The sequence below is a fragment of the Aeromicrobium sp. Leaf291 genome (assembly GCF_001423365.1).
Taxonomy (GTDB): domain Bacteria; phylum Actinomycetota; class Actinomycetes; order Propionibacteriales; family Nocardioidaceae; genus Aeromicrobium.
The window spans coordinates 1,210,023-1,226,020 of the sequence record NZ_LMNM01000001.1; the positions used below are offsets into that span (position 1 = coordinate 1,210,023).

The window sequence follows — 15,998 nt, forward strand, 5'->3', positions numbered from 1 at the left end:
GTTCCATCCTGCCGCAGGCGCACAACGGTGCGCCTCCCAGGTCGACGCAGGCGCGGTAGGTTGGCGCGTCAGGTCCGGACACGGGGCGAGGAGGCGACGCGATGACCGCCCGCACGACGACCGCCGAGCGGGTGTTCGCCCGCCTGCGGGAGGAGATCCTGACCGGTCGGATGGCTCCGGGGTCCCAGCACTCGATCTACCGGCTCGCCGACGAGCTCGAGGTCTCCCGCACCCCCGTGCGCGAGGCCGTGCTCCGCCTGGCCGACGCCGGGCTCGTCACGGTCGAGCGCAACCGGGGGCTCCGGGTCCGGGGCGTCACGGTGCAGGACGTGCTGGAGGTCTTCGACCTGCGCCTGCTGCTGGAGGTCCCCGCCGCCGCGTTCGCCGCACGGCACGCCGACGCCGACCAGTGCGCCGCTCTGGAGCGTCACCTGGCGGCGATGGCGCAGGCGGCCAGGGACGGGGACGAGCAGGCGTTCGACGGCCACGACCGGGCCCTGCACGCCGCCCTGCACGCGGTGAGCGGCAACAGCAGGCTGGGGGAGGAGGTGCTGGCGCTGCGCGCCTCCATCCAGGCGCGAGGCGCGGTGACCCTGCACCGGTCGCGTGGTGCGCAGGAGATCCTCGAGGAGCACACGCCCATCGTCGAGGCGGTCGTCGCCGGTGACGTCCGGAGCGCGGCGGTGCTCATGCGCGACCACCTCGTGCACACCGCCGAGCTGCTCGCGCGCCAGCTGGACCCGGAGGTCGACGTCGCGGCCTGGAGGACGCGGACCGCCTCGTTCGTCGTCAGTAGCATGCTACTGTCGGACGACATCTCCCGATCATCGGATCCCGGCCGGCAGGAGCGGACATGAGCCACGGTGCGAGCGGGTTCACCCCCGACCATCCCGAGACCGTCTTCACCTACGGTGCTCCCGGCCTCAAGCTGGGCGTCGGCGCGCGCCACGAGCTCGGCCACGACCTCGCCGTGCTGGGCGCGCGGCGGGTGCTGCTCGTGACCGACCCCGGCGTGGCCGCCACCGGGGCGCCCGCCGAGATCGCCGAGCGCGTCGGTCGCGACGGGATCGACGTCGTGACCTTCGACCGGAGTCGGGTGGAGCCCACCGACGCGAGCCTGCTCGAGGCCATCGCCTTCGCCCGCGAGAACGGCCCGTTCGACGCCGTGCTCGCGGTCGGTGGCGGCAGCAGCATCGACACCGCCAAGGCCGTCGACCTGATGCTGACCAACGACGGCGAGCTCATGGACTACGTGAACGCCCCCGTCGGCGGCGGTCGCGCCCCGGCCAACCCGCTGCTTCCCCTCGTGGCCGTGCCGACCACGACCGGGACGGGCAGCGAGAGCACGACCATCTGCGTCCTCGACGTGGTGAGCCAGCACGTCAAGACCGGCATCTCCCACCCCCGGCTGCGGCCGACCCTGGCCGTCGTGGACCCCGAGCTGACCCTGACCCAGCCGGCGAACGTGACCGCCGCGTCCGGGCTCGACATCCTGTGCCACGCGCTGGAGAGCTACACGGCTCGGCCCTACGCGTCCTACGAGGCCAAGACCGCCGACCAGCGGGTGCCCTACTGCGGCTCCAACCCGATCTCCGACGTCTGGTCCGAGCGCGCGCTCGCCCTCATGGCCACGTCCTTCCGCCGCGCCGTGACCCACGGCGGCGACCTCGAGGCGCGCACGCAGGTGGCCACGGCCGCCACCTTCGCCGGGCTCGGGTTCGGCAACGCGGGCGTGCACATCCCGCACGCGAACGCCTACCCGATCGCCGGACAGGTCCGCGAGTTCCGTCCCGACCACTACCCGGCCGACGACGGCGCCTCCGGCCACGCCGGCCTGGTGCCGCACGGCATGGCGGTCTCCCTCACCGCACCCGCCGCGTTCCGGTTCACCTTCGACGCCGCCCCCGACCGCCACGTGCGCGCCGCCCGGCTGCTCGACCCCGACGCCGTCATGACCGACGACCCGGCCGACCTGCTGCCGCAGGTTCTCACGGCGGTCATGCGCGACGTCGGCATCCCCGCCGGCCTCGCCGCCGTCGGGTTCGGCGCCGCCGACCTCGACCCGCTCGTCGAGGGCGCCATGAAGCAGCAGCGCCTCCTCGCCACGGCCCCGCGCGAGGTCACCGAGGACGACGTCGCGGGGATCCTCGACGCCTCGCTCGAGCTGTGGTGAGCCTCGAGGCGCCGCCGACGGCCGGGAGCGCCTCCGCGACCGACGTGGTGGCCGAGCTGCGCCGCCGCGGCGTCGCCGACGTCGACGACTCGACCACCACGCGTGCGCTCTACAGCACCGACGCCTCGCTCTACCGCGTCGTGCCGCAGGTGGTCGTGCGGCCGCGCGAGGTCGACGAGGTGCTCGCCGTCCTCGACGCGTCGCGCGCCACCGGGGTGCCCGTCACGTCCCGCGGCGCCGGCACCTCCATCGCCGGCAACGCCGTCGGCACCGGGATCGTGGTCGACTTCGCCAAGCACCTCAACCGGGTGCACGAGGTCGACGCCGAGCGGCGGGTCGCACGGGTCGACCCGGGTGTGGTGCACGCTGCGCTGCAGAAGGTCGCGGCGCCGCAGGGCCTGCGCTTCGGGCCCGACCCGTCCACGCACACCCGCTGCACGATCGGCGGCATGATCGGCAACAACGCGTGCGGCAACCGTGCCCTCGGGTACGGCCGCAGCTCCGACAACGTGGCCGCGCTGGACCTCGCCACGGGGACGGGGGAGCGCCTGGTGGTGGGCCGTGACGTCACCGCGACGTCGCCCACCCTGGACCGGCTGCGCGACGTCGTCGCGACCGACCTCGCGACCGTGCGCACCGAGCTCGGCCGCTTCGGCCGCCAGGTCTCCGGCTACAGCCTCGAGCACCTGCTGCCCGAGCGGGGCTTCGACGTCGCGTCCTTCATGGCCGGGTCCGAGGGCACGCTCGGCGTGCTGCTCGGCGCCACCGTCGACCTCGTGGCCACGCCGCGCCACGTGCACCTCGTCGTGCTGGGCTACGGGTCGATGGCCGAGGCCGGGGACGACGTGCCCACCATGCTTCCGCACGGTCCGATCGCCTGCGAGGGCCTGGGCGCCCGGATCATCGAGGTCTACCGGGCCGCCAAGGGTGCCGCGGGCGTGCCCGAGTACCCCCGCGGCGGCGGCTTCCTCTACGTGGAGCTGGCCGGCGACGACCCCGCCGAGCTCGCGGCCCACGCCGACCGCGTCGTGGCCGACTCGGCCGCGCTGGCGCACCGCCACGTCACGTCGGTGGCCGAGCAGGCGGCGTTCTGGCGGATCCGCGAGGAGGGCGCCGGTCTCGCCTCACGCATCTGGGACCGTCCCGCGCTCTCCGGCTGGGAGGACGCCGCCGTGCCGCCCGCGAGCGTCGGCGCCTACCTGCGCGACTTCGACGCCCTGCTCCAGCAGCACGACCTGCACGGCGAGCCGTACGGCCACCTCGGCGACGGCTGCGTGCACGTGCGGATCGACTTCCCGATCTCCGAGCCCGGTGGTCCGGCCGGGTACCGGGCCTTCATCGAGGACGCCGCCCGCCTGACCGCGTCGCACGGCGGCTCCTTCTCGGGCGAGCACGGCGACGGCCGGGCCCGCTCGGAGCTGCTGCCGCTCATGTACTCCGCCCCGGCGCTCGCGCTCTTCCGCGGGGTCAAGCACGTGCTCGACCCCGACGACCTGCTCAACCCCGGCGTCCTCGTCGACCCCGATCCTGTGCCGTCCGCCGCCCCCCATGGCCGCGGAGTCCCGGCACCCCTGCCGGGCGTGCGCGCCCTGGATGCCGATCTACGCGCGCAGGGCAAGGGCTGGGCCGCGGGCCTCCAGGGCACCCGTCGCGGCCTGCGCCTGCTGCACGACGACGGCGACCTGGGTGCCGCCGTGCACCGCTGCACCGGCGTCGGCAAGTGCCTGGCCGACAACCGGACGTCGAACGGCGTCATGTGCCCCTCGTTCCAGGCCACCCGCGACGAGAAGGACTCCACCCGTGGCCGCGCCCGTGTGCTGCAGGAGATGGTCGACGGACGTCTCGTCACCGGCGGCTACCGCGCTCCCGAGGTGCACGAGGCGCTCGACCTCTGCCTCTCCTGCAAGGGCTGCCTGAACGACTGCCCCACCGGCATCGACATGGCCACCTACAAGTCCGAGGTGCTGCACCAGACCTACCGGGGGCGGGTCCGTCCCCGCAGCCACTACGTGCTCGGCAAGCTGCCGTTCTGGGCGCGGCTCACCTCTCCGGTGGCTCGCCTGGCGAACCTCGCGCTGCGCGTGCCCGGACTCGCCCACGTGGCGCGCTGGGTGGCGGGCGTCGACCAGCGTCGCAGCCTGCCTGCCTTCGCCACGCAGCGCTTCAGCCGGGCGGCGCGACCGCTGCTCACCGCTCGGGCCGAGGCCTCCCGCGACGAGCGACCGCGCGTGGCGATCTGGGCCGACTCCTTCACCGAGTACTTCTCCACGTCGGGCGGCCTCGCCGCCGTCCGGCTCCTGGAGTCCGCCGGCTACCGGGTCGAGGTCGTGCAGAAGCAGTCCTGCTGCGGGCTCACGTGGATCACGACCGGCCAGCTCGACACCGCCCGCGAGCTCGTCGAGCGCACCGTGGCCGTGCTGCACGAGTACGTCGCCGCCGGCGTGCCGGTGGTCGGCCTCGAGCCCTCGTGCCTCGCCGTCCTGCGGTCCGACGCCGTGGAGCTGACCGACGACCCGCGGGCCGTCGAGGTCGCGGCAGGCGTGCACACCGTGGCCGAGCTGCTGGCGCGGACCGACGGCTGGGAGCCGCCGGACCTCAGGGGCACCGAGGTCGTCGTCCAGCCGCACTGCCACCAGTCGTCGGTGCTCGGCTTCGAGGCCGACATGGACCTGCTCGGCCGGACCGGGGCCACGGTCACGAGGCTGTCGGGCTGCTGCGGCCTGGCCGGCAACTTCGGGGTCGAGCGTGGCCACTACGAGGTGTCGGTGGCGGTCGCGGAGCAGCAGCTGATGCCCGCCGTCCGCGCGATGGGGGAGGGCGCGGTCGTCCTGGCCGACGGCTTCTCCTGCCGCACCCAGCTCGACGACCTGGCCGACGTGCCGGCGATCCACCTGACCGAGCTGCTCGCGCCGGGGGAGTAGGTCTCGTCCCGAGGCTGCGCCGCCCGGCTTCGTCCCGTCCTGCGGCTGCGCCGCCGCGCCTCGCCGCGGACCTGCGCCGCGGAGGCCTCGACGAGGGACCTGGGTGCGCGCCGATCCGGGTGCGCCCGCTCCGTGCCCCGCGCGGTAGGTGGCCCGCGCTTCAGCCGCCCCGGGAGGTAGGCCGCCCGCGGATACGGGCCCGCCATCCGCGGGCGGCCTACCTCCACCCCTCGCGTGGCGCGGCCCACCTACCTCTCACTGCCCGGTGGTGGCCCCGCCGGCCCGGTCGGCTCCCCGTTCGAGGCCTTTCGGAGCCTGACCCGGCTCGGCGCCGAGTCAGCGCAGCCGCAGGACGAGTCCGAGCCGACGCAGCCGCAGGACGAGACCCGTCCGGAGCAGCCCGGCCGCGGGAACTCCGCGATTTGCTCGGGCGTTGTGCGGGAAGGTACTGTTGAGTGCTGTGCCTGGATCTGCCAGGCCGCTGCGCGCATCCCGCCACCCAGCACCAGTTCGGCGGCGAGTGCAGCACGACTCAGAGTCCTTCTCGCCTGAAGAAAGAAGTCCGTAGTGCCCACGATCAACCAGCTGGTCCGCAAGGGCCGCCAGACCAAGGTGACCAAGACCACCACGCCGGCACTCAAGGGCTCGCCCCAGCGCCGCGGTGTCTGCACCCGCGTCTACACCACGACCCCGAAGAAGCCGAACTCGGCGCTTCGCAAGGTCGCTCGTGTGCGTCTGTCTTCCGGTACCGAGGTCACCGCGTACATCCCCGGTGAGGGCCACAACCTCCAGGAGCACTCCATCGTGCTCGTGCGTGGCGGCCGTGTGAAGGACCTCCCGGGTGTGCGCTACAAGATCGTTCGCGGCTCCCTCGACACCCAGGGTGTCAAGGGTCGCAAGCAGGCTCGCAGCCGCTACGGCGCGAAGAAGGAGAAGAGCTAATGCCTCGCAAGGGTCCCGCGCCGAAGCGCATCCCCGAGACCGACCCGGTCTACAACAACCAGCTCGTCACGATGCTGATCAACAAGATCCTCGTCGACGGCAAGAAGCAGACCGCCCAGCGCATCGTCTACACCGCGCTCGAGGGCACCCGCGACAAGTCCGGCACCGACCCGGTCGTCACCCTCAAGCGCGCGCTCGACAACGTCAAGCCCGCCCTCGAGGTCAAGTCCCGTCGTGTCGGCGGTGCGACCTACCAGGTCCCGATCGAGGTCCGCCCCGCCCGCCAGACCACCCTCGCCCTGCGCTGGCTGGTCAAGTACTCGAGCGAGCGTCGCGAGAAGACGATGGCCGAGCGCCTCATGAACGAGCTCCTCGACGCCAGCAACGGCCTCGGCGGCAGCGTCAAGAAGCGCGAGGACACGCACAAGATGGCAGAGGCCAACCGCGCCTTCGCCCACTACCGCTGGTAGCCGGTTCGCCGGAGCACCCCGGTGCTCCGGCGACAGAACATCCAAGACTTCCGAAGGAAAGCTGAAGCCACGTGGCAACCGACATCACCACCGACCTGACCCGGGTCCGCAACATCGGCATCATGGCGCACATCGACGCCGGCAAGACCACCACCACCGAGCGGATCCTGTTCTACACCGGCATCACCTACAAGATCGGTGAGGTCCACGACGGCGGCGCCACCATGGACTGGATGGAGCAGGAGCAGGAGCGCGGCATCACCATCACGTCCGCCGCGACGACCTGCTGGTGGAAGGACCACCAGATCAACATCATCGACACCCCCGGTCACGTCGACTTCACGGTCGAGGTCGAGCGCTCGCTGCGCGTCCTCGACGGTGCCGTCGCCGTGTTCGACGGTGTCGCCGGCGTCGAGCCGCAGTCCGAGACCGTGTGGCGCCAGGCCGACAAGTACGGCGTGCCGCGCATGTGCTTCGTCAACAAGCTCGACCGCACGGGCGCCTCGTTCGACTTCTGCGTCAAGACCATCCGCGAGCGCCTCGGCGCCACGCCGCTGGTCCTGCAGCTGCCCATCGGTGCCGAGAGCGACTTCCTCGGCGTCGTCGACCTCGTCGGCATGCGTGCCCTCACGTGGCGCGGCGAGACGACGATCGGTGAGGACTACACGGTCGAGGAGATCCCGGCCGAGCTCGCCGACGCCGCCGCCGAGGGTCGCGAGGCCCTCCTGGAGACGCTCTCCGACGTCGACGACGCGATCGCCGAGAAGTTCCTCGACGGCGAGGACATCCCCGTCGACGAGCTGAAGGCCGCGATCCGTCGCGCCACCCTGGCCGCCGAGCTCAACCCGGTGCTGTGCGGCACGGCGTTCAAGAACAAGGGCGTGCAGCCCCTGCTCGACGCCGTCGTCGACTTCCTGCCGTCCCCGATCGACGTGGGCGACGTCAAGGGCCACGACGCCAAGGACGAGACCGTCGAGGACACCCGCCCGCCGTCGGAGGACGCGCCGTTCGCCGGCCTGGCCTTCAAGATCGCCACGGACCCGCACCTGGGCAAGCTCACCTTCGTCCGCGTGTACTCCGGTCGCCTGGAGTCGGGCACCTCGGTGCTCAACGTGACCAAGGGCCGCAAGGAGCGGATCGGCAAGGTCTACCAGATGCACGCCAACAAGCGTGAGGAGATCGCGTCGGTCGGCGCCGGCCAGATCGTGGCCGTCATGGGCCTCAAGGACACGACCACGGGCGAGACGCTGGCCGACTCGGCCAAGCCGATCGTGCTCGAGTCGATGACCTTCCCCGACCCGGTCATCCAGGTCGCCATCGAGCCCAAGACCAAGAGCGACCAGGAGAAGCTCGGCGTCGCCATCCAGAAGCTCGCCGAGGAGGACCCGACGTTCCAGGTCCACACCGACGAGGAGACCGGACAGACGATCATCGCCGGCATGGGCGAGCTCCACCTCGACATCCTCGTGGACCGCATGAAGCGCGAGTTCAAGGTCGAGGCCAACGTCGGCAAGCCGCAGGTCGCGTACCGCGAGACCATCAAGAAGACGGTCACCGGTCACAGCTACACCCACAAGAAGCAGACCGGTGGTTCCGGACAGTTCGCCAAGGTCGTCATCGGCGTGGCCCCCAATGGCCCCGACGCGGGCGGCGAGGGCGGCTACGAGTTCCACAACGAGGTCACCGGTGGTCGCGTGCCGAAGGAGTACATCCCCTCGGTTGACGCCGGCGGTCAGGCAGCCATGGAGTTCGGCGTGCTCGCCGGCTACCCCATGGTCGACGTCAAGTTCACCCTGGAGGACGGCGCGTACCACGACGTCGACTCCAGCGAGCTGGCGTTCAAGCTGGCCGGCAACATGGCCTTCAAGGAGGCCGCACGCAAGGCCGACCCGGCTCTGCTCGAGCCGATGTTCGCCGTCGAGGTCACGACGCCCGAGGACTACATGGGCGACGTGATCGGCGACCTCAACTCCCGCCGTGGACAGGTCCAGGCGATGGAGGAGGGCTACGGCGGTGCCAAGATGATCAAGGCACTGGTACCGCTGTCCGAGATGTTCGGCTACGTGGGCGACCTGAGGTCCAAGACCTCGGGGCGTGCCTCGTACTCGATGCAGTTCGACTCCTACGCCGAGGTCCCCAAGGCCGTGGCGGAGGAGATCATCAAGAAGGCCCGCGGCGAGTAACGCTCGGCGTCATCGGTAAGGTGGCCTAGGTCTCCCCGCGGGACCCGACGGCTTTCAGATCCGGCAACATTCCAGACACTGCAACTCACAACCCAGAAGGAGCCCCAGTGGCTAAGGCGAAGTTCGAGCGGACCAAGCCGCACATGAACATCGGCACCATCGGTCACATCGACCACGGTAAGACGACGCTGACCGCGGCGATCACCAAGGTGCTGCACGACAAGTACCCCGATCTGAACGAGGCCTCGGCCTTCGACCAGATCGACAAGGCTCCCGAGGAGCGTCAGCGCGGCATCACGATCTCGATCGCGCACGTGGAGTACCAGACGGAGAACCGTCACTACGCGCACGTCGACTGCCCCGGTCACGCCGACTACGTCAAGAACATGATCACCGGCGCGGCTCAGATGGACGGCGCGATCCTCGTGGTCGCCGCCACCGACGGCCCGATGCCGCAGACCCGTGAGCACGTCCTCCTGGCCCGCCAGGTCGGCGTCCCCGCCATGGTCGTCGCCCTGAACAAGTGCGACATGGTCGACGACGAGGAGATCCTGGAGCTCGTCGAGCTCGAGGTCCGCGAGCTGCTCAGCGACCAGGAGTTCGACGGCGACAACGTCCCCGTCGTCAAGGTCGCTGCTCACCCGGCGCTGCAGGGCGACGCCAAGTGGGGCGAGTCGATCCTCGAGCTCATGAACGCGGTCGACGAGTACATCCCGCTGCCCCCGCGTGAGACGGACAAGCCGTTCCTCATGCCGGTCGAGGACGTCTTCACGATCACCGGTCGTGGCACGGTCATCACCGGTCGCATCGAGCGCGGCATCGTCAAGGTCAACGAGACCGTCGACATCGTCGGCATCCGTGAGACCAAGCAGACGACGACCGTCACGGGCATCGAGATGTTCCGCAAGCTGCTCGACGAGGGCCAGGCCGGCGAGAACGTCGGACTGCTCCTGCGTGGCACGAAGCGTGAGGACGTCGAGCGCGGCATGGTCATCATCGCGCCCGGTTCCACCACGCCGCACACGGAGTTCGAGGGCCAGGTCTACATCCTGTCCAAGGAGGAGGGTGGCCGTCACACGCCGTTCTTCAACAACTACCGTCCGCAGTTCTACTTCCGCACGACGGACGTCACCGGCGTCGTCACGCTGCCCGAGGGCACCGAGATGGTCATGCCCGGCGACAACACCGAGATGAGCGTCGAGCTGATCCAGCCGATCGCCATGGAGGAGGGCCTGCGCTTCGCCATCCGCGAGGGCGGCCGCACCGTCGGCGCCGGTCGTGTCACCAAGATCAACAAGTGATCTGACGACACACCAGCACTGCTGAGACGAAGCCCCTCGGACCCTCGGGTCCGGGGGGCTTCGTCGTGTCCGGGCTCGTGGGCGCGCTTCCTGCGGGGGTCTCGACCCACCGTGCGCCGGCTGTGTGGCGCTCGACGTGGTGGTGCGCCGGCTACGGTCGCGTCCGCGGCGGACTCCGAGAGGGCCTCGACCGGCCGGGAGGCACCGGATTCGGGCGGGCTCCCGGGCAGTCGGCGAGTGCGCGGGGGTAGGTGACGCACCTGACCGTCTGGTCTGCGGTAGGCATCGCACCTCTCAGCGCGGCAGACAGGTGCGTCACCTACCTCTGACGGAGTGGTTCGGCGCGTCACCTACCTCTTGCCTCCTGGCCCCGCCGGAGCTCGCGAGCCCGGTCCGGAGACGCACCCAGGTCCTCGGTCGAGGACCTTTCGGAGCCCACCGCGAGGAGGAGTCGGCCCGACGCAGCAGCAGGCTCAGCGGGTGCTGACGCCGCGCGACCGCGGGGCGACGGAGCCCCCACGCGTGCCCCCCGAGAACGGGGGAGGGGGCGATTTGTGTTTGCGGGGGAGTCTCTGTCAGACTAGTGCGGTTGCTCCGGCCGTATTGCTGGGGCGTGCTTGCCCGGAACTCACGCCGGGACCGACGGGTGCGCCGCACGGTGAACGGCCTGGCTGCTGGAAACGTAGGAGACGCGGACTCGTCAGAGGCCGCGGCCCGGGACCGGCGGTCCAACCACCCAACTCCAGAAGGTTCGCGCACGCTCGTGGTCAACTCCGCGACACGCCCGACCTCGGGGGCGGAGGGGGAGCGATCCCCTCCAGGGAGAACCAGCCCCAGGGGCACACACAGCTGACGAAGAGTAAGGACGACCAGAGCATGGCGGGACAGAAGATCCGTATCCGGCTCAAGGCCTACGACCACGAGGTGATCGACACCTCGGCGCGCAAGATCGTCGACACGGTCACGCGCACCGGAGCCTCCGTGGCCGGCCCCGTGCCCCTGCCGACCGAGAAGAACGTGTACTGCGTCATCCGGTCGCCGCACAAGTACAAGGACAGCCGCGAGCACTTCGAGATGCGTACGCACAAGCGGCTCATCGACATCATCGACCCGACGCCGAAGACCGTCGACTCGCTCATGCGACTCGACCTGCCGGCCGGTGTCGACATCGAGATCAAGCTCTGAGGGAGGACCTGAACACATGAGCACCTCCTCCACCGTCAACGCGCGCGGCCTCCTGGGCCGCAAGCTCGGCATGACCCAGGTCTGGGACGCCGAGGGCAAGATCGTGCCCGTCACGGTCCTCGCTGCCGAGACCAACGTCGTCACGCAGATCCGCACGCCCGAGACCGACGGCTACAGCGCCGTCCAGATCGGCTTCGGCGAGATCGACGGACGCAAGGTCAACAAGCCCGAGGCCGGACACTTCGCGAAGGCCGGCGTCACGCCGCGCCGCCACGTCGTCGAGATCCGCACCGAGGCCATCGCCGACTACGCCCTGGGCCAGGAGATCTCCCCGGAGATCTTCGCCGCGGGCGACGAGATCGACGTGACCGCCACGAGCAAGGGCAAGGGCTTCGCCGGCGTCATGAAGCGTCACGGCTTCTCCGGCGTCGGAGCCTCCCACGGCGCGCACCGCAACCACCGCAAGCCCGGCTCGATCGGTGGCTGCGCCACCCCGGGTCGCGTCTTCAAGGGCCTGCGCATGGCCGGCCACATGGGCGCCGAGACCGTCACCACCCAGAACCTGACCGTCCACGCCGTGGATGCCGCCAAGGGCGTCATCCTCGTCAAGGGCGCGGTCCCCGGCCCCAAGGGTGGACTCGTCGTGGTCCGCTCTGCCGCGAAGGGAGCCTGATCCATGGCCGTCAAGACCATTGATGCCGCGCTGCCCGTCGACATCTTCGGCGTGCAGACGAACATCCCCCTGATCCACCAGGTCGTCACCGCCCAGCTCGCCGCCGCCCGTCAGGGCACGCACGACGTCAAGTCGCGTGGCGAGGTGTCCGGTGGTGGCAAGAAGCCCTACCGCCAGAAGGGAACCGGCCGCGCCCGTCAGGGCTCGATCCGCGCACCTCAGTACAACGGTGGTGGCATCGTGCACGGCCCCACGCCGCGCAGCTACGACCAGCGGACCCCCAAGAAGATGAAGGCCGCCGCCCTGCGCGGTGCCCTCTCGGACCGGGCCCGCTCCGGACGTCTGCACGTGGTGGAGTCGCTCGTCACCGGTGAGGTGCCCTCCACCAAGGCCGCCGTCGCCGCGATCGCCGAGCTCACCACGCGTCGCCGCGTGCTCGTGGTCGTCAAGCGCGAGGACGCGCTGACGGCCAAGAGCCTGCGCAACGTCACCGACCTCGTCGTGCTGACCTTCGACCAGCTGAACACGTACGACGTCGTGCTGAGCGACGACGTGATCTTCACGCAGGCCGCGTTCGAGGCCTTCGTCGAGGCGCGTTCGGCCGAGGGCACCGAGACCGTCGCGCTGAGCGCCGCGGTCGTCGAGGCCGACGCCAAGCCTGCTGCGAAGCCGGCCACGAAGGCCAAGGCGAAGAAGGCTCCGGCGAAGAAGGCCGAGGCCACGAAGGCCGACGTCGAGCCCGCCGAGAAGGTCGAGGCCCCGGCCGCCGACGCGACCGAGGGTGCGACCAAGACGCAGCCCTACGGTCCCGGCTCCAAGGCCCCGCTCAAGAGCGGCAACGCCCCCAAGGGTCACGAGATCAAGGGCAACGCCGACTCGATGAAGTACCACACCGCGGACAGCCCCTGGTACGACCAGACGGTCGCCGAGGTCTGGTTCGACACCGAGGAGACCGCGCAGGCCGCCGGTTTCACGAAGGCTGGTGAGTGAGCATGAGCACCCTGCACAAGGACCACCGCGACGTCCTGATCGCGCCCGTCGTCTCCGAGAAGACGTACGCGCTCATCGACGACAACAAGTACACGTTCCTGGTGCGTCCGGACGCGAACAAGACGGAGATCAAGATCGCCGTCGAGAACGTGTTCGGCGTCAAGGTGACGGCCGTCAACACGATCAACCGCAAGGGCAAGACGCGTCGCACCCGCAACGGTGAGGGCAAGCGCAAGGACACCAAGCGGGCCATCGTGAGCGTCGCCGCCGGCCAGAGCATCGACATCTTCTCGAGCCCGAGCTGAGGACTGACCAGACATGGCTATTCGCAAGTACAAGCCGACCACGCCGGGCCGTCGAGGCTCCAGCGTCGCCGACTTCGCCGAGATCACCCGCACCACGCCGGAGAAGTCCCTCGTGGAGCCGCTGCCCAAGAAGGGCGGCCGCAACAACCAGGGTCGCATCACCACGCGCCACCAGGGTGGCGGCCACAAGCGTGCCTACCGCGTGATCGACTTCAAGCGCTACGACAAGGACGGCGTGCCGGCCAAGGTCGCTCACATCGAGTACGACCCCAACCGCACCGCGCGCATCGCGCTCCTGCACTACGCCGACGGCGAGAAGCGCTACATCATCGCGCCCGACGGCATCCGTCAGGGCCAGGCCATCGAGGCCGGGCCGACCGCCGACATCAAGGTCGGCAACAACCTGCCGCTGCGCAACATCCCCGTCGGTACCCAGATCCACGCCGTGGAGCTGCGTCCCGGTGGTGGCGCCAAGATGGGTCGGTCCGCCGGAGTGCGTGTCCAGCTGGTCGCCAAGGAGGGTACGCGCGCCCAGGTGCGCCTGCCCTCCGGCGAGATGCGCTACGTCGACGTCCGCTGCCGCGCCACGATCGGCGAGGTCGGCAACGCCGAGCAGTCCAACATCAACTGGGGCAAGGCAGGACGCAACCGCTGGAAGGGCAAGCGCCCGACCGTCCGTGGTGTCGCCATGAACCCGATCGACCACCCGCACGGTGGTGGCGAGGGCAAGACGTCCGGTGGACGTCACCCCGTCTCCCCGTGGGGCAAGCCCGAGGGCCGTACGCGCAAGCGCAAGGCCAGCGACCAGATGATCGTCCGCCGCCGCAAGTCCGGCCGCTGAGCTACGACGAGCTCAGGAACCAGGAGTAGAGAATGCCCCGTAGTTTGAAGAAGGGTCCCTTCGTCGACGGCCACCTCGAGAAGAAGGTGGACGCTCAGAACGAGGCCGGAACCCACACCGTGATCAAGACCTGGTCGCGTCGCTCGATGATCCTGCCGTCCTTCATCGGACACACGGTCGCCGTGCACGACGGCCGCAAGCACGTCCCGGTGTTCATCACCGACGCGATGGTCGGGCACAAGCTGGGCGAGTTCGCCCCCACCCGTACCTTCCGCGGTCACGAGAAGGACGATCGAAAGGCCAAGAGGCGATGAGTGCAGCCACCCGAGACAACGTCAGCGCGCGCCGCGAGCGCCTGCTGGGCGACGCACCGGGCGCGTTCGCCGTGGCCCGCTTCGTGCGGGTCACGCCGCAGAAGGCCCGCCGTGTCGGCGACCTGGTCCGCGGCATGGACACCGACGAGGCTCTCGCGATCCTGCGGTTCGCTCCGCAGGCCGTCGCGTCGAACTTCTACAAGCTCGTGGAGTCCGCCGTCGCGAACGCCGAGACCACCGAGGGCCTGGACGCGTCCGACCTCGTGATCTCCGTCGTGCACGTCGACGAGGGGCCGACCATGAAGCGTTGGCGCCCGCGCGCCAAGGGTGCGGCCAACCGCATCCTCAAGCGCACGAGCCACCTGACCGTCGTCGTGCAGCCGGCCGCTGACGTGCCGCAGTCGCGCAAGAACTCGAAGAAGGGCGGTCGCTGACATGGGCCAGAAGATCAACCCGCACGGCTTCCGACTCGGCATCTCGACCGACCACAAGAGCCGCTGGTACGCCGACAAGCTGTACAGCAGCTACGTCGGTGAGGACGTCAAGATCCGCAAGCTGCTGACCAAGGGCATGGATCGCGCCGGCATCAGCCGCGTGGAGATCGAGCGCACGCGTGACCGCGTCCGCGTCGACATCCACACCGCGCGTCCGGGCATCGTCATCGGTCGCCGTGGCGCCGAGGCCGACCGCATCCGTGGTGAGCTCGAGAAGCTCACCGGCAAGCAGGTGCAGCTCAACATCCTCGAGGTCAAGCAGCCCGAGCTCGACGCCCAGCTCGTCGCTCAGGGTGTCGCCGAGCAGCTGAGCGGTCGCGTGCAGTTCCGTCGCGCGATGCGCAAGGCGATGCAGACGACCATGCGCTCCGGTGCCAAGGGCATCCGGATCCAGTGCTCGGGTCGTCTCGGCGGCGCCGAGATGAGCCGCTCGGAGTTCTACCGCGAGGGCCGCGTGCCCCTGCACACGCTCCGCGCCGACGTCGACTACGGCTTCTACGAGGCCAAGACCACCTTCGGTCGCATCGGCGTCAAGGTGTGGATCTACAAGGGTGAGGTCGCCGGTACCCGCGCCGAGCGCGAGGCCGAGACCGCGCGTCGCGCCGCCGCTCCCGGCAGCCGTCGCCCCCAGCGCGGGCGTCGTCCCGCACGTGACGACCAGGCCGGTCAGGCTCCGGCAGCACAGGGTGCTGCGCAGGCCTCGGCCGAGCAGGCCGCACCCGCAGCCGAGGCAGCTCCTGCCGCGGCCGCCGCGGGCGCTGCCACCGAAGGAGGGCAGTCCTGATGTTGATGCCTCGTAGGGTCAAGTACCGCAAGCAGCACCACCCCAAGCGGCGCGGCATGGCCAAGGGCGGCACGGAGCTCGCGTTCGGCGACTTCGGCATCCAGGCGGTCGAGGGTCACTACGTGACCAACCGCCAGATCGAGTCCGCTCGTATCGCCATGACGCGTCACATCAAGCGTGGCGGCAAGGTGTGGATCAACATCTACCCCGACCGCCCGCTGACCAAGAAGCCGGCCGAGACCCGCATGGGCTCGGGCAAGGGCTCGCCCGAGTGGTGGGTCGCGAACGTCAAGCCCGGACGCGTCATGTTCGAGCTGTCGGGCGTGACCGAGGAGGTCGCCCGTGAGGCGATGCGCCGCGCCATCCACAAGCTGCCGATGAAGGCCCGCTTCATCACCCGCGACACCGAGGGAGGGTTCTGA

Annotated in this window: 16 protein-coding genes; all 16 read left to right on the plus strand. The window is 70.3% G+C overall.

Translation table 11 applies throughout. The annotated features are described in order from the left end of the window. The first annotated feature begins 101 nt into the window (after window positions 1-101). The 16 genes from ASF35_RS06055 to rplP all read left to right on the plus strand — a co-directional run bounded on the left by ASF35_RS06055 (window position 102) and on the right by rplP (window position 15,998). Window positions 102-857: a GntR family transcriptional regulator gene (locus ASF35_RS06055; RefSeq protein WP_055964248.1), complete on the plus strand. Its 756-nt coding sequence runs from the start codon at window positions 102-104 to the stop codon at window positions 855-857. Then, a complete protein-coding gene (locus tag ASF35_RS06060) occupies window positions 854-2,173 on the plus strand; it encodes a hydroxyacid-oxoacid transhydrogenase (RefSeq protein ID WP_055964252.1) in 1,320 nt (439 codons plus the stop codon). The genes ASF35_RS06055 and ASF35_RS06060 overlap by 4 nt, the downstream gene beginning before the upstream one ends. Then, window positions 2,167-5,094 (plus strand): FAD-binding and (Fe-S)-binding domain-containing protein, encoded by a 2,928-nt coding sequence (locus ASF35_RS06065; RefSeq protein ID WP_235499107.1) that lies wholly within the window; start codon window positions 2,167-2,169, stop codon window positions 5,092-5,094. The genes ASF35_RS06060 and ASF35_RS06065 overlap by 7 nt, the downstream gene beginning before the upstream one ends. A 567-nt stretch (window positions 5,095-5,661) precedes the next feature. After that, window positions 5,662-6,036: a 30S ribosomal protein S12 gene (rpsL, locus tag ASF35_RS06070; RefSeq protein WP_055964255.1), complete on the plus strand. Its 375-nt coding sequence runs from the start codon at window positions 5,662-5,664 to the stop codon at window positions 6,034-6,036. After that, entirely contained in the window at window positions 6,036-6,506 is a 471-nt protein-coding gene (gene rpsG, locus ASF35_RS06075; RefSeq protein WP_055964258.1) for a 30S ribosomal protein S7, read from the plus strand. Before rpsL ends, rpsG begins: the two co-directional genes overlap by 1 nt. Window positions 6,507-6,577: 71 nt before the next feature. Continuing rightward, window positions 6,578-8,689: an elongation factor G gene (fusA, locus tag ASF35_RS06080; RefSeq protein WP_055964261.1), complete on the plus strand. Its 2,112-nt coding sequence runs from the start codon at window positions 6,578-6,580 to the stop codon at window positions 8,687-8,689. 107 nt (window positions 8,690-8,796) lie between these two features. Continuing rightward, complete coding sequence (gene tuf, locus ASF35_RS06085; RefSeq protein WP_055964264.1) at window positions 8,797-9,990, plus strand: elongation factor Tu; 1,194 nt, start codon at window positions 8,797-8,799, stop codon at window positions 9,988-9,990. A gap of 876 nt (window positions 9,991-10,866) precedes the next feature. Further along, window positions 10,867-11,175 (plus strand): 30S ribosomal protein S10, encoded by a 309-nt coding sequence (gene rpsJ / locus ASF35_RS06090; protein WP_055964267.1) that lies wholly within the window; start codon window positions 10,867-10,869, stop codon window positions 11,173-11,175. Window positions 11,176-11,191: 16 nt separating this feature from the next. Beyond that, window positions 11,192-11,848, plus strand: a complete 657-nt coding sequence (gene rplC, locus ASF35_RS06095) for a 50S ribosomal protein L3 (RefSeq protein WP_055964270.1) — start codon at window positions 11,192-11,194, stop codon at window positions 11,846-11,848. Window positions 11,849-11,851: 3 nt separating this feature from the next. Then, on the plus strand, window positions 11,852-12,838 hold the full coding sequence (gene rplD / locus ASF35_RS06100; RefSeq protein ID WP_055964275.1) for a 50S ribosomal protein L4: 987 nt from the start codon (window positions 11,852-11,854) through the stop codon (window positions 12,836-12,838). Between the two features lie 2 nt (window positions 12,839-12,840). Further along, complete coding sequence (gene rplW, locus ASF35_RS06105) at window positions 12,841-13,143, plus strand: 50S ribosomal protein L23 (RefSeq protein ID WP_055964278.1); 303 nt, start codon at window positions 12,841-12,843, stop codon at window positions 13,141-13,143. Between the two features lie 13 nt (window positions 13,144-13,156). Continuing rightward, a complete protein-coding gene (gene rplB / locus ASF35_RS06110) occupies window positions 13,157-13,984 on the plus strand; it encodes a 50S ribosomal protein L2 (protein ID WP_055964281.1) in 828 nt (275 codons plus the stop codon). 32 nt (window positions 13,985-14,016) lie between these two features. Beyond that, window positions 14,017-14,298 (plus strand): 30S ribosomal protein S19, encoded by a 282-nt coding sequence (gene rpsS / locus ASF35_RS06115; protein ID WP_055964284.1) that lies wholly within the window; start codon window positions 14,017-14,019, stop codon window positions 14,296-14,298. Further along, on the plus strand, window positions 14,295-14,732 hold the full coding sequence (gene rplV, locus ASF35_RS06120; protein ID WP_082480222.1) for a 50S ribosomal protein L22: 438 nt from the start codon (window positions 14,295-14,297) through the stop codon (window positions 14,730-14,732). The genes rpsS and rplV overlap by 4 nt, the downstream gene beginning before the upstream one ends. Window position 14,733: 1 nt before the next feature. Continuing rightward, entirely contained in the window at window positions 14,734-15,576 is an 843-nt protein-coding gene (gene rpsC, locus ASF35_RS06125; protein WP_055964287.1) for a 30S ribosomal protein S3, read from the plus strand. Next, window positions 15,576-15,998: a 50S ribosomal protein L16 gene (gene rplP, locus ASF35_RS06130; RefSeq protein ID WP_055964290.1), complete on the plus strand. Its 423-nt coding sequence runs from the start codon at window positions 15,576-15,578 to the stop codon at window positions 15,996-15,998. The genes rpsC and rplP overlap by 1 nt, the downstream gene beginning before the upstream one ends.